This is a genomic window from Rhodoferax sp. LS1R11, from assembly GCF_056521395.1.
Window position 1 is genome coordinate 47952 of sequence record NZ_JBWMAW010000020.1, and the last position, 20544, is coordinate 68495.

The 20544-nt window shown below is 57.5% G+C and carries 15 protein-coding genes; 8 read left to right on the forward strand and 7 right to left on the reverse strand.

All coding sequences use genetic code 11. The features are described from left to right. Positions 1-7: 7 nt before the first annotated feature. The 7 genes from AC097N_RS18895 to cls all read left to right on the forward strand — a co-directional run bounded on the left by AC097N_RS18895 (position 8) and on the right by cls (position 14361). Positions 8-8311 carry a glycoside hydrolase family 94 protein gene (locus AC097N_RS18895; protein ID WP_479583614.1) on the forward strand — a complete coding sequence of 2768 codons (8304 nt, stop codon included), beginning with the start codon at positions 8-10 and terminating at the stop codon, positions 8309-8311. A gap of 158 nt (positions 8312-8469) precedes the next feature. Beyond that, a complete protein-coding gene (locus AC097N_RS18900) occupies positions 8470-9006 on the forward strand; it encodes a ferritin-like domain-containing protein (protein WP_479583629.1) in 537 nt (178 codons plus the stop codon). Between the two features lie 87 nt (positions 9007-9093). Continuing rightward, complete coding sequence (locus AC097N_RS18905; RefSeq protein ID WP_479583615.1) at positions 9094-9408, forward strand: BON domain-containing protein; 315 nt, start codon at positions 9094-9096, stop codon at positions 9406-9408. A 54-nt stretch (positions 9409-9462) separates the two neighbouring features. Then, complete coding sequence (locus AC097N_RS18910; RefSeq protein ID WP_479583616.1) at positions 9463-9684, forward strand: CsbD family protein; 222 nt, start codon at positions 9463-9465, stop codon at positions 9682-9684. 121 nt (positions 9685-9805) lie between these two features. Next, on the forward strand, positions 9806-10975 hold the full coding sequence (locus AC097N_RS18915) for an AI-2E family transporter (RefSeq protein WP_479583617.1): 1170 nt from the start codon (positions 9806-9808) through the stop codon (positions 10973-10975). Positions 10976-11012: 37 nt separating this feature from the next. Further along, the gene (locus AC097N_RS18920; RefSeq protein WP_479583618.1) at positions 11013-12950 is read left to right on the forward strand and encodes an AsmA family protein; all 1938 of its coding nucleotides are present in this window, start codon (positions 11013-11015) and stop codon (positions 12948-12950) included. Positions 12951-12972: 22 nt separating this feature from the next. Next, entirely contained in the window at positions 12973-14361 is a 1389-nt protein-coding gene (gene cls / locus AC097N_RS18925) for a cardiolipin synthase (RefSeq protein WP_479583619.1), read from the forward strand. A gap of 33 nt (positions 14362-14394) precedes the next feature. On the opposite strand, the gene AC097N_RS18930 is transcribed toward cls, so the two are convergent. From AC097N_RS18930 to AC097N_RS18950, 5 genes are read right to left on the reverse strand one after another with little or no spacing between them, the layout of a single operon-like run. Beyond that, positions 14395-14610, reverse strand: coding sequence for a hypothetical protein (locus AC097N_RS18930; RefSeq protein ID WP_479583620.1), 216 nt, complete (start codon positions 14608-14610; stop codon positions 14395-14397). Beyond that, on the reverse strand, positions 14607-15254 hold the full coding sequence (locus AC097N_RS18935) for an ABC-type transport auxiliary lipoprotein family protein (RefSeq protein ID WP_479583621.1): 648 nt from the start codon (positions 15252-15254) through the stop codon (positions 14607-14609). The genes AC097N_RS18930 and AC097N_RS18935 overlap by 4 nt, the downstream gene beginning before the upstream one ends. Further along, positions 15251-16180, reverse strand: a complete 930-nt coding sequence (locus AC097N_RS18940) for an MlaD family protein (protein ID WP_479583622.1) — start codon at positions 16178-16180, stop codon at positions 15251-15253. Before AC097N_RS18940 ends, AC097N_RS18935 begins: the two co-directional genes overlap by 4 nt. Continuing rightward, positions 16177-17019, reverse strand: coding sequence for an ABC transporter ATP-binding protein (locus tag AC097N_RS18945; protein WP_479583623.1), 843 nt, complete (start codon positions 17017-17019; stop codon positions 16177-16179). The genes AC097N_RS18940 and AC097N_RS18945 overlap by 4 nt, the downstream gene beginning before the upstream one ends. Before the next feature lies 1 nt (position 17020). Then, positions 17021-18157 (reverse strand): ABC transporter permease, encoded by a 1137-nt coding sequence (locus AC097N_RS18950; protein ID WP_479583624.1) that lies wholly within the window; start codon positions 18155-18157, stop codon positions 17021-17023. A 122-nt stretch (positions 18158-18279) separates the two neighbouring features. Between AC097N_RS18950 and AC097N_RS18955 the strand changes: the two genes are divergently transcribed. Further along, the gene (locus AC097N_RS18955; RefSeq protein ID WP_479583625.1) at positions 18280-18759 is read left to right on the forward strand and encodes an outer membrane lipoprotein; all 480 of its coding nucleotides are present in this window, start codon (positions 18280-18282) and stop codon (positions 18757-18759) included. A 31-nt stretch (positions 18760-18790) separates the two neighbouring features. Here AC097N_RS18955 and AC097N_RS18960 read toward each other — a convergent pair whose 3' ends face one another. Continuing rightward, entirely contained in the window at positions 18791-19534 is a 744-nt protein-coding gene (locus tag AC097N_RS18960; protein ID WP_479583626.1) for a Crp/Fnr family transcriptional regulator, read from the reverse strand. Positions 19535-19558: 24 nt separating this feature from the next. Beyond that, positions 19559-20380, reverse strand: a complete 822-nt coding sequence (locus AC097N_RS18965) for a response regulator (RefSeq protein WP_479583627.1) — start codon at positions 20378-20380, stop codon at positions 19559-19561. Positions 20381-20544: the final 164 nt, after the last annotated feature.

The window sequence follows — 20544 nt, forward strand, 5'->3', positions numbered from 1 at the left end:
GCCGATTTTGGTAGATGAGCCGCTGGCCGGTCTGCCGCGTGTCTATGGGGTTGCGTGGGCTTTTGTGGCTCATACCGATGGTGCGTTTGACGACGACTTGCTGATCCAGTTTTTGGGCGCTTACCAGGAGAGCCGTGAACTGGGGCTGAGCGAGATGTGGGCCTTACCCACCACCCTGCGGGTCGTGTTGATCGAAAATCTGCGTCGGCTCGCTGAACGTGTTGCGACCAACAAGGCGGCGCGCGAGGTCGCCAACCTTTGTTTCGACCGTATTGAGATTTTCTCTGTGCAAGCGCTTGACCAGTTGCTTTCCCTGCTGACCTTGCGTGGTGTTGACCGTGTTTTCCTTGCACAAATGGCTCAACGTGCACAAGATCGCCGTGCCGCAGGGGAGGACAAGGATCAAACGATCTTCCTGAACTGGTTGCACAATGCTTTGCCCGATCTCGCATCTATCCAGGCTCAGCAAGCCGCTGACCAGGCTGCTGACAACTTGAGCGTGAGCAACGCCGTGACATCCTTGCGCGCTATTGGGGATGCCGACTGGACTGACATCATTGCCCAGACCAGTTCGCTCATCCGCGTGATGTTGACTTTGCCCTTGTTCGACGCGGAAGATGCAGGAACCCGTGATCAAACCTTGCATGCCATTGAACGCCTGGCCAAACGGGCCAGGCAGACCGAGGTGTCCGTCGCACGAACCCTGTTAGGGTTGATGGTGTCCGCGGACGAAGCGGGTGGTGATCGCTTGGTGGCTGGGCACTGGCTGATCGGTGCAGGTCGCTCTACTCTATTGCGATCTCTTGGCCTGCACGAGGATTGGTCCGTCTCATGGCTAAATAATGCACGTCGATTTGCTTTGCATCTCTATTTGGGCTCTTTGCTGAGCGCCTTGATAGTGGTGGTGTGGGTGTTGATGCGCCATGTCAATCCATCCCCTGCCACGGAGTTACCGGCATGGTTAATTTTTTTCGGAATTGCACTGATGCTGTTCCCTGCCTCGGAGGCCGTGGTGGCCGTGGTCAACCGCCTGATCAGTGAATCGGCTCATCCACAGCGCTTGCCACGGCTTGCCCTGATCGGTGGCATAACGCCTGATCATCGGGTTCTGGTCGTTATACCCGGCATGTTGACCAGTGAGGGCGGTATCTGCGATATGGTCCACCGTCTGGAATTGCATTACCTTGCCAATGCGGAGCGTGAGGCTCAATTTGCATTGTTGACTGATTGGCAGGATGCCAATTTGATGCAGATGGCAGATGACGAATTTTTTCTGGCCAGTGCCCGCGAAAAAATTCGCGAGCTCAATGTGCGCTACCCCAGAAAAGCTGATGAGTCCTGCGTTGCGCCCCGTTTCATTGTCTTGCATCGGGGACGTTTGTTCAGTGAAACTGAACAGTGCTGGATTGGATGGGAACGCAAGCGTGGGAAGCTGGAGTTGCTGGTCGAAGCAGTGGCCCAAGGAAGCAACGAGTCGTTTTTCGATCTGGAAAACGAGTCTCGCATTGCCGCTGATATCAAATACATTGTTACCCTTGACAGTGACACTTTGTTGCCGCCGGGCCGCCTGCTCGAATTGGTGGGCGTTGCAGCGCATCCTTCCAATCAACCACAGCTTGATGTGGATGGAACTCGGGTGGTGAGCGGCTACGGTATTCTGCAACCCAGAGTTGCGACGCCTTTGCCGTCTCCCACTGATTTCACTTTGTACCATTGGCTTTTTTCGGGCCAGTGCGGCATTGATCCCTACAGTGCAGCCAGTTCGGAGGTTTACCAGGACCTTTTCTCGGAAGGCACGTTCACGGGCAAAGGACTGCTCAATGTCAAGGCCATGCATGCTGTTCTCTCGGGGCGGTTTCCTGAAGGGTCCGTGCTAAGTCACGACTTGCTCGAAGGTTCCATTGCGCGTTGTGCGTCAGTGACCGATATCTCGGTACTTGAGGATGCCCCGTTTCACGCTGACGTAGCTGCATCTCGTGTCCACCGCTGGACCCGTGGGGACTGGCAGCTATTGCCATTCATGTTCAATGCACGGCACTATCACCTCCGCTTTGTCAATCGCTGGAAGATGCTGGATAACCTGCGTCGCTCCCTCGTGGCGCCGATGTCGCTTGCATTTCTGTTCATCGCCCTGGCCAGTTCATTTGTGGCGCCCGGGGTTGCGCTGGCGCTGGTCATTGCCGCCTTCTCGGCAGGCCCTTTGATGGGTGCCGTGGCGGGATTTTCACCCAGTCGGGACGACCTGGCCCGGTTACATTTTTACCGTGAGGCGTCCATTGACCTTGCCCGTGCGCTGTGCGGCGGGTTATGGCTTTTTTTGCAATTGCTGCAACAGTCCTTGTTGTCAATGGATGCCATTGGACGTGCGCTCTACCGAGTGATCGTCAGTCGACGCCATCTGCTGCAATGGACCACGGCCGCTGCAGCACAGGCCTCTGCCAAGACCGGACTTTCAGCGGTGGCCCGACAGCACTGGTCAGAGCCGCTTGTTGCACTGGTCTTGCTGAGTGCACTTCTGGCCGCAGGTACATCGACGCCTTTGTTGGCTTTGGTGTTGTGCCTGTTGTGGGGTGGATCGCCAATTTGGACCTGGTGGGTCAGTCGCCCCTGTCCACGGCGTGAGAAAACGATACTGTCACCACAGGACCGGGCCTACCTTGAAGACATCGCGCGGGATACCTGGCGATTTTTCGAGCGCTGTGTGGTCGCCGATGACAACTATCTGCCCCCTGACAACCTGCAAACCACGCCTTACGACATGGTGGCCCACCGTACGTCACCTACCAACATCGGCCTGTACCTGTTGAGCACGGCTTGTGCCCGGCAATTTGGCTGGATTGGCACACAGGATTTATTGGTCCGTCTCGAAGCAACCCTGGCAACCCTGGTTACCCTGCAACGCTACCGGGGCCACTTCCTGAACTGGTATGACACACAATCGCGAGCGCCGCTATTGCCCATGTATGTTTCAACGGTTGACAGTGGCAACCTCAGTGGGCATTTGCTGGCGGTAGCCCAGGCCTGCGTTGAGCTTGCCCATCTACCTTTCGACCGTACGGCAGCAGACCGTGCGATTCAGTCGTCACAGCGCCGGTTGGCGCCGCTGCTTCTTGTGCGCGCTGAACTGCTGCCTTCACTCGCTGAAGGCTCTGCCTTGGTACGTCTGCTGGATATGGGCTCACCTTTATATGAATATCATGCCAATCCCCCCGTTTTTGAACAATTACTGGCAGCGGCCACTGATGAGTTTGCGGCAATGTCACTTGGTGTCGCGGAGCCCTTGGTCCCCACTCGGCCGACGCCGCAGGAAACGCTGCTTTGGTGTGTTGGCGACCACCTGACAACGGTACGTTCAGCCTGCCTTGATATCCGTGCTCGCACGGCTGAGACGGCGTCCGAGATCGGGAATGGTCGCGGTGATGTGAGGCAACGTCTTCAGGCGGTGGCGAAGCGCTGTGAAAATCTGGCATGGGACGCTGACTACAAGTTCCTGTATCACCCAAAACGGAATTTATTCCACATCGGGTTTCGTGTGACAGAACAGGAACTTGATGCCGGATTTTATGATTTGTTGGCCTCCGAGTCGCGGTTGACCAGTTTGCTCGCCGTCGCAAAAGGCGACGTGCCGGTGAAACACTGGTCGTCACTGGGTCGTTTGTTTTTTGCGGTGGGTGCGGATGCGGGCCTGCGGTCATGGGCGGGGTCGATGTTCGAATACCTCATGCCGAGCCTGGTGCTGGCTGAGCCACCGGGCAGCGTATTGGGTGAGGCCTGCGAGGCCGCGATTCGCGAACAAATGCACTATGCCAAGAGGCAGGGCGTTCCATGGGGTATCTCGGAGTCGGCCTATTCAGCCAGCGACCATACCTTGGCCTATCAGTACTCTCCGCAAGGCGTGCCACGGTTGGCATTGCGGCGCACGCCGCTTGATGAATTGGTGATTGCACCGTATGCGACGGCATTGGCTGCGCAGTTTGCGCCCCATCTGGCGCTCTCGAATTTCAAGCGGTTCGAAAAGCTGGCGACCCGTGCGCGCTATGGATTCATTGAGGCACTTGATTATTCTCCAGCCAGACAATCGGGGAGTGATGCGTTTGCGCCGGTCGACACGTTCATGGCGCATCACCAGGGCATGAGTGTGGTGGCACTCGCCAATGTATTGTTGGGTGCTCCTGCACAGCGCTGGGGCATGGCCAATGCGCATCTTGAGGCGGTGGTCTCATTGCTGCACGAGCGTGTACCACGCGAGATATCCCTGTTGTACGCGCCGAATTCGGCTTCCGCCCCCCTGGCCCGGCAACGGCGGCGAACCCCTGGATTGCTGCGTGAAGTTCTGCCCGGTGGTAAAGCGGTGGGACCGACCCATGTGCTGTCTAACGGCCGCTACAGCGTTTCTTTGCGGGCCAATGGTACGGGCTGGAGTCGCTGGGGGCAGACCGGAATTACACGCTGGCGTGATGACGCCTTGCGCGATGACCACGGCAGTTTCTTTTATGTCCGTTGGGACCGGCAGCCCCAGCTGGTTTCGCTTACCCAACACCCCGCCCCCGACGCTGCAGCGGACTACCAGACCGTGTACCACGCCGATCGAGTTTGTTTCAATGCGGACTGGTCGGAGCTGCACGCAAAAACCACGGTCTGGGTCAGCCCGGAAGATGACATCGAGTTTCGTCAGATCGAGCTTCGGAATCTATCTGAGGAGACGCTTGAAATTGAGTTGATTTCGGCCTTCGAAGTCACCTTGTCCGATAGCCGGGCTGATGAAGCACATCCTGCTTTTACCAATCTGTTTGTCCGTGCCGAGTGGTTTGAAAATGACCATGCACTGCTGTTCGAGCGCATGCCGCGTCTTCCCACCGAGCAGGGCCTGCAGGCGGCACATTTTCTGGCAGAAATCGACCCGCAGGTAGTAGGCGTTCGCTGGATCACTGATCGGCAACGCTGGCGGGGCCGTAACCGAACCACGAGTCAACCGCTAGCCGCTTTTGATGAGCCTTTGTCCAACGATCAGCGCTCGACTGACATGCCGGGCAGCCTCGATACCGGGCTGGACCCCGTGTGTGTTCTGGCCGTGCGCCTGCGCATTGCGCCCCTTGCAAAGGCTCAGTTGACTTTCGCCACGACGGCGTCCACCAACGCGGGAACCCTGCGTGCGGTGATTGACAAATACCGGCAGCCCAGCCATGTTCAGCGCGCTTCCCTGATGTCGGCTACCCTGACGGGTATTCGCTTGCGTGCCCTTCGCATCAGTGCGGAGAACTTTGCTGCCATGCAAACTCTGACAACCGCCATGGTGCTGAGCCTGACCCGTCCACAAGGCAGCGCTGTCTCCGGCGCGGTTGATTCGATGGGCGTTTGCGATCGGCGGCTTCTCTGGCGTTTCGGCATCTCTGGGGATCGCCCGGTCGTCCTGGTCTCTGCCGGAGCGATGCGGGGGTTGGGCTTGCTGCGCGGGTTGGCACAGACCCTGAGCCTGTGGTCGTGGGGCGGCGTTTCGTGTGACCTGGTCGTGGTCAATGCCGAGCCCATGTCCTATTTGATGCCTTTGCAAAGAGAAATCACCGCCTTGCGAGATCGCCATGTGGCCGAATGCAATGCACATACGGGTCTCACGGTCACCGCATTTCATGTCCTGCGCGCTGATGAAGTATCTGCCGATGAATTGAGTACCTTGCACCTGTTGGCCAGAATCCGCCTGCATGCGGATGGTCGTCCACTTCAGCACCATGTGCAAGACTGGTGCGACCTGCATGAACAAGCCCTTGAGATTCGTCATGAGGTCTCTGTCACGGCCGTTGCGAATGCGGTGGCCTCTGGTACGGTTTTGTCGGCTCCCATAGGGCAGTTTTCAGACGATGCCGGGGAGTTTTACTTTGATGTCAGCGCAGATTCCCGGCCGGTTCGTCCCTGGATCAACGTGCTGGCCAATCCGGGTTTTGGCACCCATATTTCCGAAGCGGGTGGTGGCTACACCTGGGCAGATAACAGTCGTCTGAACCAGTTGACGGCCTGGTCGAATGACCCTGTGACTGACTTGCCATCGGAATGGTTTTTATTGCAGGACAGTCGAACAAAAGAGATTTGGAGCGTTGCACCCAACGCGTGGGGTGCCGACAAGGTCAACTACCAAGTGACGCACGGCCAAGGGTACACGGCGATCAGCCATCGTCGGCAAGACGTAGGTGTGACTGTGACTTGGTGTGTGGACCCACAGTCATCAGTCAAGCAAGTACAGTTTCAGCTTGTCAATTTCGGTCATCGAGCCTTGAATCTGCGGTTGATTGGCTTGGTTGAATGGATGATGGGGGGCAACCGATCCGACCGCAACACAACGCAAACCAGCCTGTATCGGCATCGACTTGCCGGGCAGAAACTCACGGCCTTGTTGTGCACCCAGCGCGAGCAGGCGGCCGGGTTCGGCGGCGGCACTGCGTTCTTTGCAGCCATTGGCGCAATTGGCGAGGCGGAGGACTGGACCTGCGATCGACGTGAGTGCTTTGATGCGCTCGGCCGCCTGGTGATGCCTGACCACTTGGGGCAACGCAGTGGCGGAGGGCTTGATCCGTGTGCCGCGATCACCTTGCCCTTGAGTCTGGCTCCTGGTGAAACAGTTGATCGGGTGTTCCTGCTGGGTTATGGTCAAACCGCCGCGAACGCTCAGCAGTTGGCAGCGATAGCCGCGTCAGTGTCCGCGCAGATGCGCCTGGCGAAAACGCGCAACGCCTGGAATTTGCTACTCGGTGCCACCACGGTCAAGACACCTGATCCGCTGTTTGATGCGATGGTGAACCGCTGGCTTTTGTACCAGACCGTGTCATGTCGTCTTTGGGCAAAATCCGGGTTCTATCAGGCCGGTGGCGCTACTGGATTTCGCGATCAGCTACAGGATTCCATGGCGCTGGCCTGGGCCGCGCCCAAGATGTTGCGCGAACAGATCGTGTTGTGTGCCTCACGGCAGTTTGCCGAGGGCGACGTACAGCACTGGTGGCATGCGCCGCTTGGCGCAGGTGTGCGCACGCATTTTTCTGACGATCTCCTGTGGTTGCCTTATGCGACGCACCATTACGTACAAGCTACCGGGGACAAAGCCCTGCTGGATCGTCATGTGCCCTTCATTGAAGGCGCCAATATTCCTGAGGGAGCCGAGGATGCCTACTACACACCCAGTGTGAGTGCCCAGTCGGCGTCGGTCTATGAGCACGGAGCCAGGGCGATTGACCACAGTTTGCGGGTTGGCGTGAACGGACTGCCCCTGATGGGCAGCGGTGACTGGAATGACGGCATGAACCGGGTTGGCATAGAGGGCCGGGGCGAGTCGGTTTGGCTGGGGTGGTTTCTTTGTCGCCTGGTGGAAGACTTCGCGCCGCTGGCACGTGAGCGCGGTGAATCCGAACGCGCGTTGCGCTGGGAACAAGCCGCGCAAGGCTGGAAAGTGGCTCTGAACGGGCCATCATGGGATGGCGCCTGGTTCAAGCGTGCATTTTTTGATGGTGGACAGGCACTGGGTTCCCATGCCAATCCGGAAGCTCGTATCGACTTGATTGCACAAGCCTGGGCCGTCCTGTCAGGGGCCACGTCGCCGGCCTTTCAGCGCATGGCGCTGACGTCGGTGGAGAAGCATCTGGTTGACTCAGAAGCTGGGTTGATCAAGTTGCTTGACCCCCCGCTCCAATATGCGCAGCCAAGCGCGGGCTATATCCAGGCCTATCCTGCGGGCGTTAGGGAAAACGGGGGGCAATACTCTCACGCTGGCGTTTGGGCGCTGATGGCGCATGCCAAATTTCAGTCCGGGCTTGTCCCGGGCGCGTCCCGCTCAGCGACAGACAATGACACCGCCTACCGGTACTTCACGTACTTGAGCCCTGCGCACCGGGCGAGCCACCCCGTCCGGGGCAGGGTGTATGGCATTGAGCCTTACGTGATGGCCGGCGATGTCTACTCTCATACACCTTATGTGGGCCGTGGCGGCTGGAGTTGGTACACCGGGGCGGCAGCCTGGCTACATCGTGCCGCTATCGAATCCATATTTGGTTTGCAACAAAGTGCCTGTGACTTGTGTTTTGTACCTTGTCTGCCTTCGCATTGGCCACAAGCCGAACTCACCCTGAGCCGCAACGGCCAGTCTTGGCGCTTTATTCTGATGCGTGCGACGCCAACAGCGGCGCTCGAGGCCACAGCTCATTTGAAGGCCCGATTGCTGCATCCCGGGGAGTTCCTGCCATGGCCCGATGCTGACACCAGCGAAAAAATCGCCTGCTTTGTGATTCCCTTGATGGATGGGCCATGGCACCCGTCTCCGACGGTGCCATGAGGCCTTGTCCTACAAACGCAGGCGATTGCCGCCGATAGGTGACACAGGGCCGCGCTTTTAAAGTACTTCTAACGGCCCCGGTGCAGAAGTGAATCGGGACATTCCAGGTAACCCAGGAGTATTTCATGGCATCGAATACCAGTCACAACGTCAAACAAATGTCCACGTTGGAAAGCGTACCCATGGTGCTGGATGAACAGGCCATTGATGCCGCCAGGCGCAGTCTGGATGATGGCGCGGTGACCCCCAGTTACGGCCCCTGGCGCCAGGACATTATCAAGCTTCTCAATGACTCCCTTGCCACTGAACTGGTTTGCGTGTTGCGTTACAAACGTCACCATTTCACCGCCAGTGGTCTGGCCTCACCCAAGATTGCAGAAGAGTTTCTTGTGCATGCCAACGAAGAGTCGGCTCATGCGGATCGTCTTGCGCAACGCATCGTGCAGCTCGGAGGCGAGCCTGATTTTTCGCCGGACTCGCTGACCAAGCGAAGCCATGCAGCCTATGACGATTCTTCTGATCTCAAAAAGATGATCAAGGCCAACCTGATTGCAGAGCGCGTCGCGATTGAGAGCTACAGCCAGATCATCTCCCTGATTGGCGACAAGGATTCGACAACCCGTCGTCTTCTTGAAGACATCTTGAGCGACGAGCAAGAACACGCCGACGAGCTCAGTGACTGGTTGGCCGAATAAGCATCCGCTGTTTCCGCCCATCGGTAGTGGGGCTAGTCGTTACCAGGTCAATTCAAACTCAATATCATTTTTTTTTGGAGATTCAATATGAACATTCGCACTACTCTCGCTATCGTCATGACCGCTGCCGCTCTCCTTACCGCCACGGGTTGTGCCGTGACGCGTGGACAGGAATCCGTTGGCGCCTACGTCGATGACGCGGGCATCACCACGCTCGTCAAGTCACGTTTTGTCGAGAACAAACAAGTTGATGCAGCCGCCATCAGCGTGGAGACCATGAAGGGCACCGTGATGTTGTCAGGCTTTGCCAAGAGCGCTACAGAACGCGCCACTGCCGAGAGCATTGCTCGCGGTGTGAAAGGTGTCGTGTCCGTCAAGAACGAGATTGCTGTTCGTCCTTAAGCATTCATCCCCTAACAGGGTTTTTTTTCTTATCAGTCATACAAGGAGATACCTATGAACTGGGATCAAATTCAGGGAAATTGGAAGCAAGTTACTGGCAAAGCCAAGGAGCAGTGGGGAAAGTTGACTGATGATGACTTTGATGTTGTTGCCGGTCGCCGCGATCAACTCGCCGGAAAAATTCAGGAACGCTATGGTGTAGCCAAGGATGACGCGGAAAAGCAGGTTGCCGAGTGGCAACGCACCGCTACCGACTCCTGGTTCAAAAAAGACTAGGGTCGTATTGGTCAGCGTCGGACTAACGTCTGAACGCGAGCGGCCCCGGGGTTCGGTGACGAACATCGGGGTTTTTTTTTGCCGCCCGATAAAAATTTCATTTTTCAATACCCAGCTCGTCATGACTCAGATACCCGTCTCAGCCAATGCTATGGCGTTGCACCATGCCAGTGCCGCCGTCAAGGTGCTCGCCACACTCGCGGTGGTTGCTGCCTTGTGGTGGGGACAGCGCTTTCTGATTCCTTTGACGGCGGGTTTGATGTTGGCAGTGCTGGTGATGCCGTTGGCTGTGCGGCTCACGGCTTTGCTGCGCAGCCCTGTCGTGGCCAGTGTCTTGACGCTGGGCGTGGTCATTGGGACACTGACCGCCTGTGCCATGGTGTTTGGTGGCCAGCTTGTGCGTGTGGCCGAACGTGTGCCGGAAATGATCAACATGGCCGCGCAACAGGTCGTTGAACGAGATCCCACAGCCGATTCGGTGCTGACTCGTGCCCGTTCCGCCTTGCAAAAGCTGGACCGTGCAACCGATCGGGTGATGGCAGGAAAACCCTTGCTGCGCCCGGGGCAGCGGGCGCTTGTGGTGAGACCTTCAAGCCAAGATATTGGTGACGCATCGAATAACAACATCACCGACGGGGCTGCCGTGGCCTTGCGGGTAACGGCCGTTTCGGGCTCAGGCGTTCTCCTGGGGCTGGCGGGTCAACTCAGCATTATTTTTTTCATTGCCTTTTTTGTCTTGACGGGCGGTAAGTCATTGACGGAGCGGTTTCTCTATCTATGGGCTTACGACCCCAAGGCGCATGAAAGGGCACAACGGGCTTTGCTGGAGTGCGCCCGCCAGATTCGCATCTATGCCGGGGTGGTTCTGGTGACCAATATCCTTGTTGGCGTGGCTGTGTGGATTGCCTTCCTGATTGCCGATTTGCCCGATGCTGCGGGCTGGGGTGCCACCGCCGCCGTGTTGCACGTTGTGCCCTACCTTGGCATGGCGGTGCTCACCTGTCTGGGGGCCGCTGAGACTTTTCTGGCTCATGAGACTGTCGGCGCGGCGTTGGCAATGGCTGGCTTTCTCATTGTGTTGTCCACGTTGATTGGTACCTTGGTGACCGCCTGGTTGCAAGGACGTGCCGCCAAGATGAACTCAGCCGCCGTATTTATCGGATTGGTGTTTTGGGGTGCATTGTGGGGTATTTGGGGTCTTTTTCTGGGGCCGGCACTCGTGGTACTTTTCAAGGTGGTAGCTGAGAACACATTGTCTGGAACCCGTTTGGCAAAGTTGATGCAGGGTTGAGCCTGCAGCCGCCATCACACGCCGCTTTGGAATCAAAATGAAACTATCCCGTCTTCTCATTTGGCTGGTTGGCGTCCTGATGGCGCTCATTGCGCTGGCCGTTCTGTTCGTTGCCATTTTTGGCTGGAACTGGGCCCGTGGCCCTGTCGAACGCATGACGCTTGAAAAAACAGGTCGTGTGCTGGTCATCACAGGCGACATCAAGGTCCGGCTGGGCTGGCCTTTTCCCCGGATTCAAGCCGGGCCTGTGAGCTACGCAAACCCTGATTGGGCCAAAGAGAGGCAGATGTTCTCGGCCGATGCGGTGGATGTGTCGATTGACTTGCCACAGCTGTTGAGAAAAAAAATCATCTTCCCCAACGTCAAACTGACCCGTCCGATTTTATTTCTTGAACAAGGTACGCAGGGGCGAAAGAGTTGGCTGCTGGACTTGAACCAACAAGACGAAAGTGCGCGTATCGAGGTCGGGCGCTTGATGCTCGATCGGGGCACCCTCGGCTTCGACGACCTGGTGACCAAGACCAGTATCCTGTCGGAACTTTCGACCGGATTGGCCCAACCAGATGGCACGACAGAGGCGGGCGTGACCTTCAACGCCAGTGGGCAATACAAGGGGTTGACTCTGAAGGCCCATGGCACCGGAGGGCCGGTGCTGGCCATCCGTGACGAAAGCACGCCCTACGCCCTCAAGATCAACGCGAGTTTTGGAAAAACCGTCCTTCGTGCGGAGGGTGCCATAACCAGCCTGTTGAAGTTTTCTGCCGTTGATCTGCGTCTGTCATTGCGTGGTGACAGTCTCGACCAACTGTTCCCATTGATCGGTATGGCACTTCCCGCCACACGGTCCTATGTGACCGACGGGCACCTGCTATTTAGCGACAAGACATGGCGCTATGAGAAATTTTCCGGACGAATAGGCGCGAGTGACATTGCCGGCACCCTGCAAGCGGTTACCGGAGGAACGCGTATTGCGCTCACGGCGGACCTGAGTTCGAAATTGCTGGATCTGGCCGATCTTGGGCCCGTGATCGGTGCCCGCCCGGGTCGAGTCCAGGCTGCCCGGCAGGCTGCACCCGGGGGATCTGTTGCCCGCGTGTTGCCAGACTTGCCCTTCAACACCGATCGCTGGAACACCGTGGATGCCGAAGTGACATTACACGCCAAGGCGATTCGTCACTCGGCGGCGCTGGCGATCGAAGATCTGACGACCCACTTGAGCCTTAAGGATTCGGTATTGACACTGGATCCGCTCGATTTTGGTCTGGCGGGCGGTCACCTGAACGCCGTCATCTCACTGGATGGGCGAAAAGACCCCCTGTTGGCAAGAGCCCGCCTGAACGCCAAGAAAATCCATATTGACAAGCTGTTTCCAACATTGCCGTTGACGCAAACGGGCATCGGGGAGGTCAATGGCCAGATTGATCTGGCTGGGACTGGCAACTCCGTGGGACGCATGCTCGCCAGCGCCAATGGCAATGTCGGGTTGGTTGTTGCAGGAGGGGAAATCAGCAAGCTGATGATGGAGAAAGCGGGTTTGCACCTCTGGGAAATACTGCAACTCAGCGTCACGGGCGACAAGTTGGTCAAAGTTCGCTGTGCAGTTGTTGACTTCAAGGTCAAGCAAGGCGTGATGACCACCGATGCGTTGATTTTCGACACCGCCGTCACCACCCTCATCGGTACCGGCACCATCAATCTGGCGCAAGAACGGCTGGACCTGACGCTGAACCAGAAGACAAAGGCCACCAGCCCGGTGGCATTGCGAAGCCCGATCCATGTTAGGGGAAGCTTTGCCAAGCCTGATGTGCAGGTCGACACGGGTCGGGTCGTAGCGCGCGCGCTGGGCGCATTGGCACTGGGTTTGGTGAATCCTCTGCTGACGTTGATTCCTTTGATCGATGCAGGTCCCGGCAAGGACAGCGATTGTGGGCAATTGGTGCGTGATGCAAAGGCCCCATTGTTGCGAAAACCTTAGAACTGGTCCCTAATTGCGCATGATGAAAACTCGAACGCCCAAGCTTGCCGCAGTGGCCTTGATCTGCCTGCTGGCCACAGCCGGGTGCGCGGCCTTGCCGGATGCCGATGACCTGATCGACCGGCAACCTGCGCGAGCGGCCGAATTTGAAAACGCCAAAGGGCCGGTCTCCGCCCAACGCAGCGCCAATATTCTTTCCGAGCTCAAACGCAAGTCTGGCGACGTAGATCTGCTGGACAAGCAAATTGCACTCGAACAAGCCATCGTGGGAAGCCCACTGGTTCTTGGTAACAGGGCGACCCTGCTGCAGGATGGTGCCGCAACCTACTCGGCCATGTTTGCGGCGATCCGAGGCGCGACGGACCACATCAACCTGGAGTCCTACATCATCGAGGATGATGAGATTGGTGACAAGTTTTCCGATCTGCTGCTGGAGCGGCAGGCGCAGGGTGTTCAAGTCAACGTGATTTATGACAGTGTGGGTGGCATCAGTACGCCAAAGGCCTTCTTTGAACGCTTGAAGCAGGGCGGAGTTTCGGTGCTTGAATTCAATCCGGTCAATCCGCTGATGGCCCGGGTGCCTTGGGCGCTCAACAACCGGGATCACCGAAAACTACTTGTTGTCGACGGCCGGACGGCGATCATTGGCGGAATCAACATCAGCAGTGTTTATTCCTCAGGATCGGTGGCCAAGAGAACGCCCAAGGTGTCACCCAGTTCGGTCGCCTGGCGTGACACTGACCTTCAATTGGAGGGGCCTGTGGTGGCTGAATTTCAAAAGTTATTCATGCAAACATGGGAAAAGCAGCGAGGCAAGCCGCTCGCACCCAAAGACTATTTCCCGACGTTGACCGTACAGGGCCAAGACATCGTGCGGGCCATCGGCAGCACCCCCGACGACCCTTACAGCCTGATTTACCTGACCCTGATCTCGGCCATTGGCAACGCCGAAAAGCAGGTCTACCTGACCAATGCCTATTTTGTTCCGGATCCTCAATTGATCAAGACCTTGACCGAGGCAGCCGCACGAGGTGTTGATGTCCGGCTGATATTGCCAAGCCATTCCGATTCGTCACTGGTGTTTCATGCCGGACGTTCGCATTACGAAGCGCTACTCAAAGGGGGAGTCAGGCTCTATGAGCGCGTGGGTGCCTTGCTTCATTCAAAGACAGCCGTCATTGATGGAGTCTGGTCCACGGTCGGTTCGACGAATCTGGATTGGCGTAGTTTTTTGAATAACGATGAGATCAATGCCATCATCCTGGGGCGAGAGTTTGCCCAAAAAATGCAGGCTGTTTTCGACAAAGACCTCGAAGCGTCGCAAGAAATCGATCTGCTGCATTGGAATCAACGCCCGGTATCAGATCGCATCAAGGAATCCCTGGCGCGAATCTGGGCACGCCTCCTCTAGGCACGATAAACGGCAATCCCTTCTGGCAGGCCCCTATTTCCGTCCAACTGCCAGCAAAAAGACCCCGAGCACAATGGCGCCTGCGCTGAGCACCAGCGGGACATTCACGGTTTTCTGCTCTTGCACCTTGAGTTCGATGGGGCCCAATTTCAACCCCGTCGTTTCTTTGGTATAGCTAAAACCGCCGTAGACCAGACCCAAACCACCGGCCACGATCAGGATGATGCCCATCAATTTTCCAGCGTTCATTTTTGACCTTCTTTCAGAAATTGAGATAGGTTGACCAGTGCAGACTTTACTGCGCGATTGGCTGCGAGCACGCCGCCGTAAGCATCTTCGTGGGTGGACTCTTCTGTCACGTCAAACTCCCGCAGAGCCAGGACGCTTCGTGTCTTGTCATCCACCAAGGTAGCCCGCAAGGTGAACCGCACCCGGCTGGGGCGAGTTTGAAAATCGTGCTGGAGCCGGACGATTTCCGTATCCAGCCTCAGCTGGCCACTGGCCGCGCCGGGCGTCATCACCACCGCGCGGAATGCGGCACTTCTTTCAACGGCTGAGACCAGCAGCGGACCGAGCATGCGCGCGGGTGGGTCAATCCATTCGCTGTTGGCAAAGTATTCAAGTTGGTGGGCTGTGCGCACGTACACCATACGCTGACTGTCGAAGCCCGATGCGGCATGGGGTGGGCTCACGAGCAAAGTCCGTTTGGTTGACGATGCCGTTGTGTCCACAGGTACCGTATAGCTTACCGATGCATCGTTGAGTGAGTAAAACGCTGGCGAGGGTGTACGGGTAGGGCTCAGCGCGCTACAGGCGCTCAAGCTCATCAGAACAACACTCGTACAAACTAACCAGCGCAGAGGTGAGTTCAGGTATTTTTTGATGGGTGTCATGGGGCAGGTCCTTTTTCTCCAGGTCCGGGTGGCATGGGCTGCCGTCCGAAGATCAGCCCACGTGGATCCCGCTCGGTCTGTTCGGTTACGCGTCTCAAGGACCCGCTCAGTGTGCTGAGTTCGCCAAGCAGACGTTCGAGTTCGGGCAACGTTTCGGTGCTGAAGCGTTTGATATCTGCGCCCACGGTGTCCACTGTTCTGCCCGCACTGGTACTGGTCTTGGCAACTTCCTGACCCATTTTCTCCACCGCGTCAGCGCTCTTGCCGATTCGGTCAACCACCGACGCCATCTGCGCCGTCGCTTTGGACGTGTTGTCCAGGGTGCGGCCCGCCTGGGTAATGCCCGCATCTAGAGTGTCCTTGCGCGCGGCGATGGTGCGAGCCACCGTGGCAATATCGGTCAGTGCGCTCGTGAAGGACGCCCGGTTTTCGTCGCTTAGGATTGCGTTGATGCTGCTCGACGTGCTGTCGAGTTTGGCCAGCACGCTGGTCAGCACATTTTCCAGCCGCGCACTCAGCGAGGGCTTGGTTTGGATGATCGGATATTGGTTGCCTGGTTTGGCCCGCAGCGGGGGTGAACTGACCGCGCCACCCGTCAGTTCGACATAGGCAATGCCTGTGAGTCCCTGGGTTTTCAGTACGGCAATGGTGTCTTCCTTGATGGGTGTGCCTTCCTCGATGGCGAACAGCAGGTTGACTCGTTGGGGATCGACCGTGTCCAACTCAATGGCCTGCACCTTGCCCACGTCAACCCCGTTGTATTTCACCGGCGCATTGAGGTTCAGGCCCGCGACCGATTCATCTTCAATCGCAAGATAGACATCGTATTTTTTTTGCCACGCGCCACCGGATGCCAGCCATAGCGCCCCCGCAACAAGCAGGGCGCCGAGCACGAGCACAAATGCGCCAACCAGGGTGTAATTCACTTTGGTTTCGATGATGCTTCCCCGGTGGTGGTCGTTGTGTGCAGAAAGGCCTGCTGTTGTTCCTGCTCTTGAGCGGCGCGGGCGCGCGGCCCGGTAAAAAACTGCTGGATGGCGGGGTGATCCATACGGGAAAGTTCTGACATTGAGCCGACACCCTGCACCTTGCCTTCACCCAGCACGGCAACCCGGTCAGCGACCTGCCACAGCAGGTCGAGGTCATGGGTGATCATCACGATGGTGAGGCCAAACAACTCACGCAGTTTCAGAACCAACTCGTCCACGCCTGCCGCACTGTCAGGGTCTAGCCCTGCGGTGGGCTCATCCAGGAAGAGCAATTCCGGGTCCAGCGCCATGGCGCGTGCCAGGGAAGCTCGCTTCATCATGCCGCCGCTGAGTTCCGCCGGGTACTGGACACCCACTTCCGGTTTGAGGCCTGTCATCGCAAGCTTCCACGCAGCGATTTCATTGATCAACGCATCATTCAGCTTGGTGTGCTCCCGCAGGGGCAAACCAATGTTCTCCAGCACGGTGAGGGAGCCAAACAAACCACCGTGCTGAAATAGCACACCCCAACGCTGCTTGAGCTCAAGCGCCTCCTCCCCGGAGGCGTCGTGCAAATCGACGTCGAGCACTCGTATCGTGCCCTCGTTGGGTCGTTGCAACAAGATCATCTCCCGCAGCAGGGTTGACTTGCCGGACCCGCTACCGCCAATCACCGCAAAGATCTCGGCGCGGCGTACCTCCAGGTTAATGCCGTCATGCACCACATGGTCGCCAAAGCGGGTGGTCACGCCACTGACCTGAATGACAGCTGGTTCGGTTGGTTTGGAGTCTTGCATGTCAGAGGTCCAGCAGGCTGAAAGCAATGGAGAACAATGCGTCAGCCACGATCACCAGAAAAATAGACTGGACAACGCTGCGGGTGGTCTGGCGCCCCACGCTGTCCGCACCACCCTTGGTACGAAAGCCCTGAAAACAGCCAACTATGGCGATGATGGCCGCAAATATCGGGGCCTTGCCGATACCCACCGCATACGAGGTGATGCTGACCGCCTTGGACAAACGGTCAAGAAACTCCATATAGCCCACATCCAGTTGGGCTTGCGCCATGAGCATGCCACCCGCGATGCCCAACAGGTCGGCAAACACGGTCAACAAGGGCAGGGCGATGACCAGTGCAATCACTTTCGGATGCACCAGCATGTCGAGCGGATCAATGCCGATCGTGCGCATCGCGTCAATCTCTTCCGTCACGGCCATCGTGCCGATTTGAGCCGCGTACGCCGACCCCGACCTGCCGGCAATGATGATTGCCGTGATCAAGGGCGCGAACTCCCTTACCATGGACAAGCCCACAAGATCAGCCACAAAGATGTTGGCACCATATTGACGTAGCTGGTCTGCACCCTGGTAGGCCACCACAATGCCGAGCAGAAACGACAACAGCCCAACGATGGGTAGTGCATCAAATCCGGCGGTGCGTATATTGAACAGAATAGGACGCCAGCGAATGCGCGAAGGGTGTCTGAGGCCGTTGATCAAGGACAGAAAACTCTCGCCGATAAAGGCCAGCAGGGCAAGCAACTGCGCCCAGGCCGAAACGGCATTTTGGCCAATGGCTTCCAGTGTGGTTGGATTTCCCACAACTTTGGCGGCGGGTGCTACGGCCTGGCTGGCGACATGTTCAGCTACTGCTTCCATCAGCTTCTGAAATTGCGGTTTTAGCCCATGTATTTCTACCGTCGCTCCTTCCCCACCCAGTTTTGTCAATAGCTTTTGCAGCAACCACGCACCTGCGGTATCGAGTGCGTCAATCGCGCTGGCGTCAATGGCCACCAGGGTCTTGACGGGAAAGCGCAATGACGCCAGTTGTTGCTCAAGGGTGTCCATTCTCCGCGCGGTCCACGACCCGGTCATCGTCAGTCCCTGGGGGTGCGGTTGCGAGATGCTTGCCGGTGTGATGAAGATGGACGTCATACAAGTTGCAGGCTAATTCAAAATCTTTCACCTGTATGTACGCAAACGAACAGAAAGAAAACGCTGCGCCGTGAACAATGCCAAGTCGTAGCCACTCCTTCCATAACTCAAGGAATTTCGTCATGACAAACCATACCTTCCTCAAAGCAGCCATCGCTGTGGCCTCGGTGTTCTCCCTGGCAGCCTGCGAGAATATGCCGGTTGCCAATAACGCACCTTATGGTGGGGTGACCTACCCACAAGCCGGCAATCCAGGTTCTTACACACAATACGGTGTTGTTCAGTCCATTGATCTGGTTCGTGTTGACAGCGCCAACAGTGGTGTGGGCATTGGCACCATTGCGGGCGCCGTGGTGGGCGGCATCATTGGTCACCAGGTGGGCTCAGGCAACGGCAACACTGCAGCCACCGTGCTGGGTGCTGCGGGTGGCGCGTATGCGGGCCGCGAACTGGAAAAGAGAAACCAGCAACAGACCGACGCGTACAAGTTCACCATCCGTTTGCGGGATGGTTCCTACCAGACAGTGACCCAAACCACCAATGCCGACATTCGTGTGGGTGACCGTGTACGAATCGACAACGGTGTCGCGCAGCGGTATTGATTCCCAGGGCGCGACCGGTTGGCCAGGGCGACTACGTGGCGTCCGCTGAACTGTCCTGCCGATAGCGAACATCGCAAAGCAGGCGATCGAGTTCTTTTTTGACCACGGCGTAGCATTCGCAGGCGCGGGACTCAAGCCCTGCGCGGTCAAGGACGCCCAAGTGTCCGCGACGGTAGCGTATGTAGCCTGCAGCCTGTAAATTGCCCGCTGCATCGGTCACGCTTTCCCGGCGCACGCCCAGCATGCTGGCCACCAGTTCCTGGGTCATGATCAACTCCCTTGACGGAAGCCGGTCCAGCGTCAAAAGCAACCATCGGCAAAGCTGTTGCTGCACTGAGTGGTGGCGGTTGCACGCTGCCGTTTGGGCCATCTGCGTCATCAGCGCCTGGGTGTAGCGCAAAAGCAGGCGCTGCAACAGCCCAGCCCGGTTGAACTCATCCTTCAGAATACCGCGCTCCAGCCGATACGCATGGCCTGCGGTCTGAACCACGGCCGAACTGGAGGTGGTGTCCCCGCCCATGAACAGCGAGACCCCCACCACCCCTTCGTTGCCCACACCCGCCGTCTCGGCCGATGCGCCAGACTCCGTGACGTAGTGGAGTGAAACAATCGACGTTGTGGGGAAATAGGCATGCCGCAACTGGCTGCCGGGCTCATACAGCATTTGACCAAGCGGCATGGGCACTAATTCAAGATGCGCAGCCAGGCGATCATATTCAGCCGGCGGAAGCGCGGCGAGCAGGTGGTTTTGACTGGGGCTGGGAAGTAAGGACATGGTATGCGGTCGTTGGCTTTGCAGTTACAAAGTGGCCAGAATTTCAACACCAATCCCGCGGTAACCGAGGAAGCGGGAAGAGTGGTTGAACATCGGTTCTCCACTCACCCTGAACTGTTGCTGTGAGCCATCGGCATTCGTGTGGTGAAAGAGAAAGTCCAGAAACGGCTGGCGCGCTGCAATGGTTTCCAGCAGTTTCTCCCGCTCGTCCTCATTCCAGCCCGCCACCGTGTCCTTGCCGCCATCCTTGCCCAGGCTCTCCACGCGGATGCCCAACATTTCCAGCACTGGGCCAGATACCTTGGTGAATTGCCCATTCTCGTCCTGCTCCCAGTACCAGTCGGACGCCAACTCGGTGAGGCTGCGGTAGCGCGCCTCACTCTCACGCAGCTCTGCAGTTCGTTCGGCTACCGTTTGTTCCAGCACCTTGTTGAAATCAGCGAGCTTCCTGTACAACAGACGCACTTCCAGCATGTTGTGAATACGGGTTTTCACCTCCACCAAATCAAACGGCTTGCTGATGAAGTCTTTGGCGCCCGCTTGCAAGGCGCGCAGTTTATGGCCAGGTTGTGCGGTGAGCACGATGACGGGCAGGTAGTCGTCCGCTGCATTGGTCTTGAGCCCCTCCATGACCTGAAAGCCATCCATTTCGGGCATTTGCAGGTCCAGCAGGATGAGATCAAAGCCCAGTTTTCTGTGCAAAGCGCAAACCTCTTGCGGGTTCAGGGTAGCTGTGACGTGGGTGTAGCCCGCCTCACGCAGGAGTTGCTCCAGCAACTGGACGTTGGACGCCTGATCGTCAACGATCAGGATGCTGGCATTCAATATTTCGGCTTTACTGAGCATGGTTTTTGTCTCCCCGTGTGGTTGTTTGTGGTGTCGCTTGCTCCACCAGATCAAGTGCAAAGTCAAGCGCATCCATGAACTCAGGCACCCGGATGGGCTTGGTCAGGTAACGCAGGAAGCCGGCCTGCAGCCCCCGCTCGATATCGCGAGGCATGGCATTGGCA

Bases quoted from the DNA above. Each gene is read 5' to 3' on its own strand.
- AC097N_RS18900 (WP_479583629.1), top strand. From the start codon at position 8,470: ATGTCCACGTTGGAAAGCGTACCCATGGTGCTGGATGAACAGGCCATT.
- AC097N_RS18905 (WP_479583615.1), top strand. From the start codon at position 9,094: ATGAACATTCGCACTACTCTCGCTATCGTCATGACCGCTGCCGCTCTC.
- AC097N_RS18910 (WP_479583616.1), top strand. From the start codon at position 9,463: ATGAACTGGGATCAAATTCAGGGAAATTGGAAGCAAGTTACTGGCAAA.
- AC097N_RS18915 (WP_479583617.1), top strand. From the start codon at position 9,806: ATGACTCAGATACCCGTCTCAGCCAATGCTATGGCGTTGCACCATGCC.
- AC097N_RS18920 (WP_479583618.1), top strand. From the start codon at position 11,013: ATGAAACTATCCCGTCTTCTCATTTGGCTGGTTGGCGTCCTGATGGCG.
- cls (WP_479583619.1), top strand. From the start codon at position 12,973: ATGAAAACTCGAACGCCCAAGCTTGCCGCAGTGGCCTTGATCTGCCTG.
- AC097N_RS18930 (WP_479583620.1), bottom strand. From the start codon at position 14,610: ATGAACGCTGGAAAATTGATGGGCATCATCCTGATCGTGGCCGGTGGT.
- AC097N_RS18935 (WP_479583621.1), bottom strand. From the start codon at position 15,254: ATGACACCCATCAAAAAATACCTGAACTCACCTCTGCGCTGGTTAGTT.
- AC097N_RS18945 (WP_479583623.1), bottom strand. From the start codon at position 17,019: ATGCAAGACTCCAAACCAACCGAACCAGCTGTCATTCAGGTCAGTGGC.
- AC097N_RS18950 (WP_479583624.1), bottom strand. From the start codon at position 18,157: ATGACGTCCATCTTCATCACACCGGCAAGCATCTCGCAACCGCACCCC.
- AC097N_RS18955 (WP_479583625.1), top strand. From the start codon at position 18,280: ATGACAAACCATACCTTCCTCAAAGCAGCCATCGCTGTGGCCTCGGTG.
- AC097N_RS18960 (WP_479583626.1), bottom strand. From the start codon at position 19,534: ATGTCCTTACTTCCCAGCCCCAGTCAAAACCACCTGCTCGCCGCGCTT.
- AC097N_RS18965 (WP_479583627.1), bottom strand. From the start codon at position 20,380: ATGCTCAGTAAAGCCGAAATATTGAATGCCAGCATCCTGATCGTTGAC.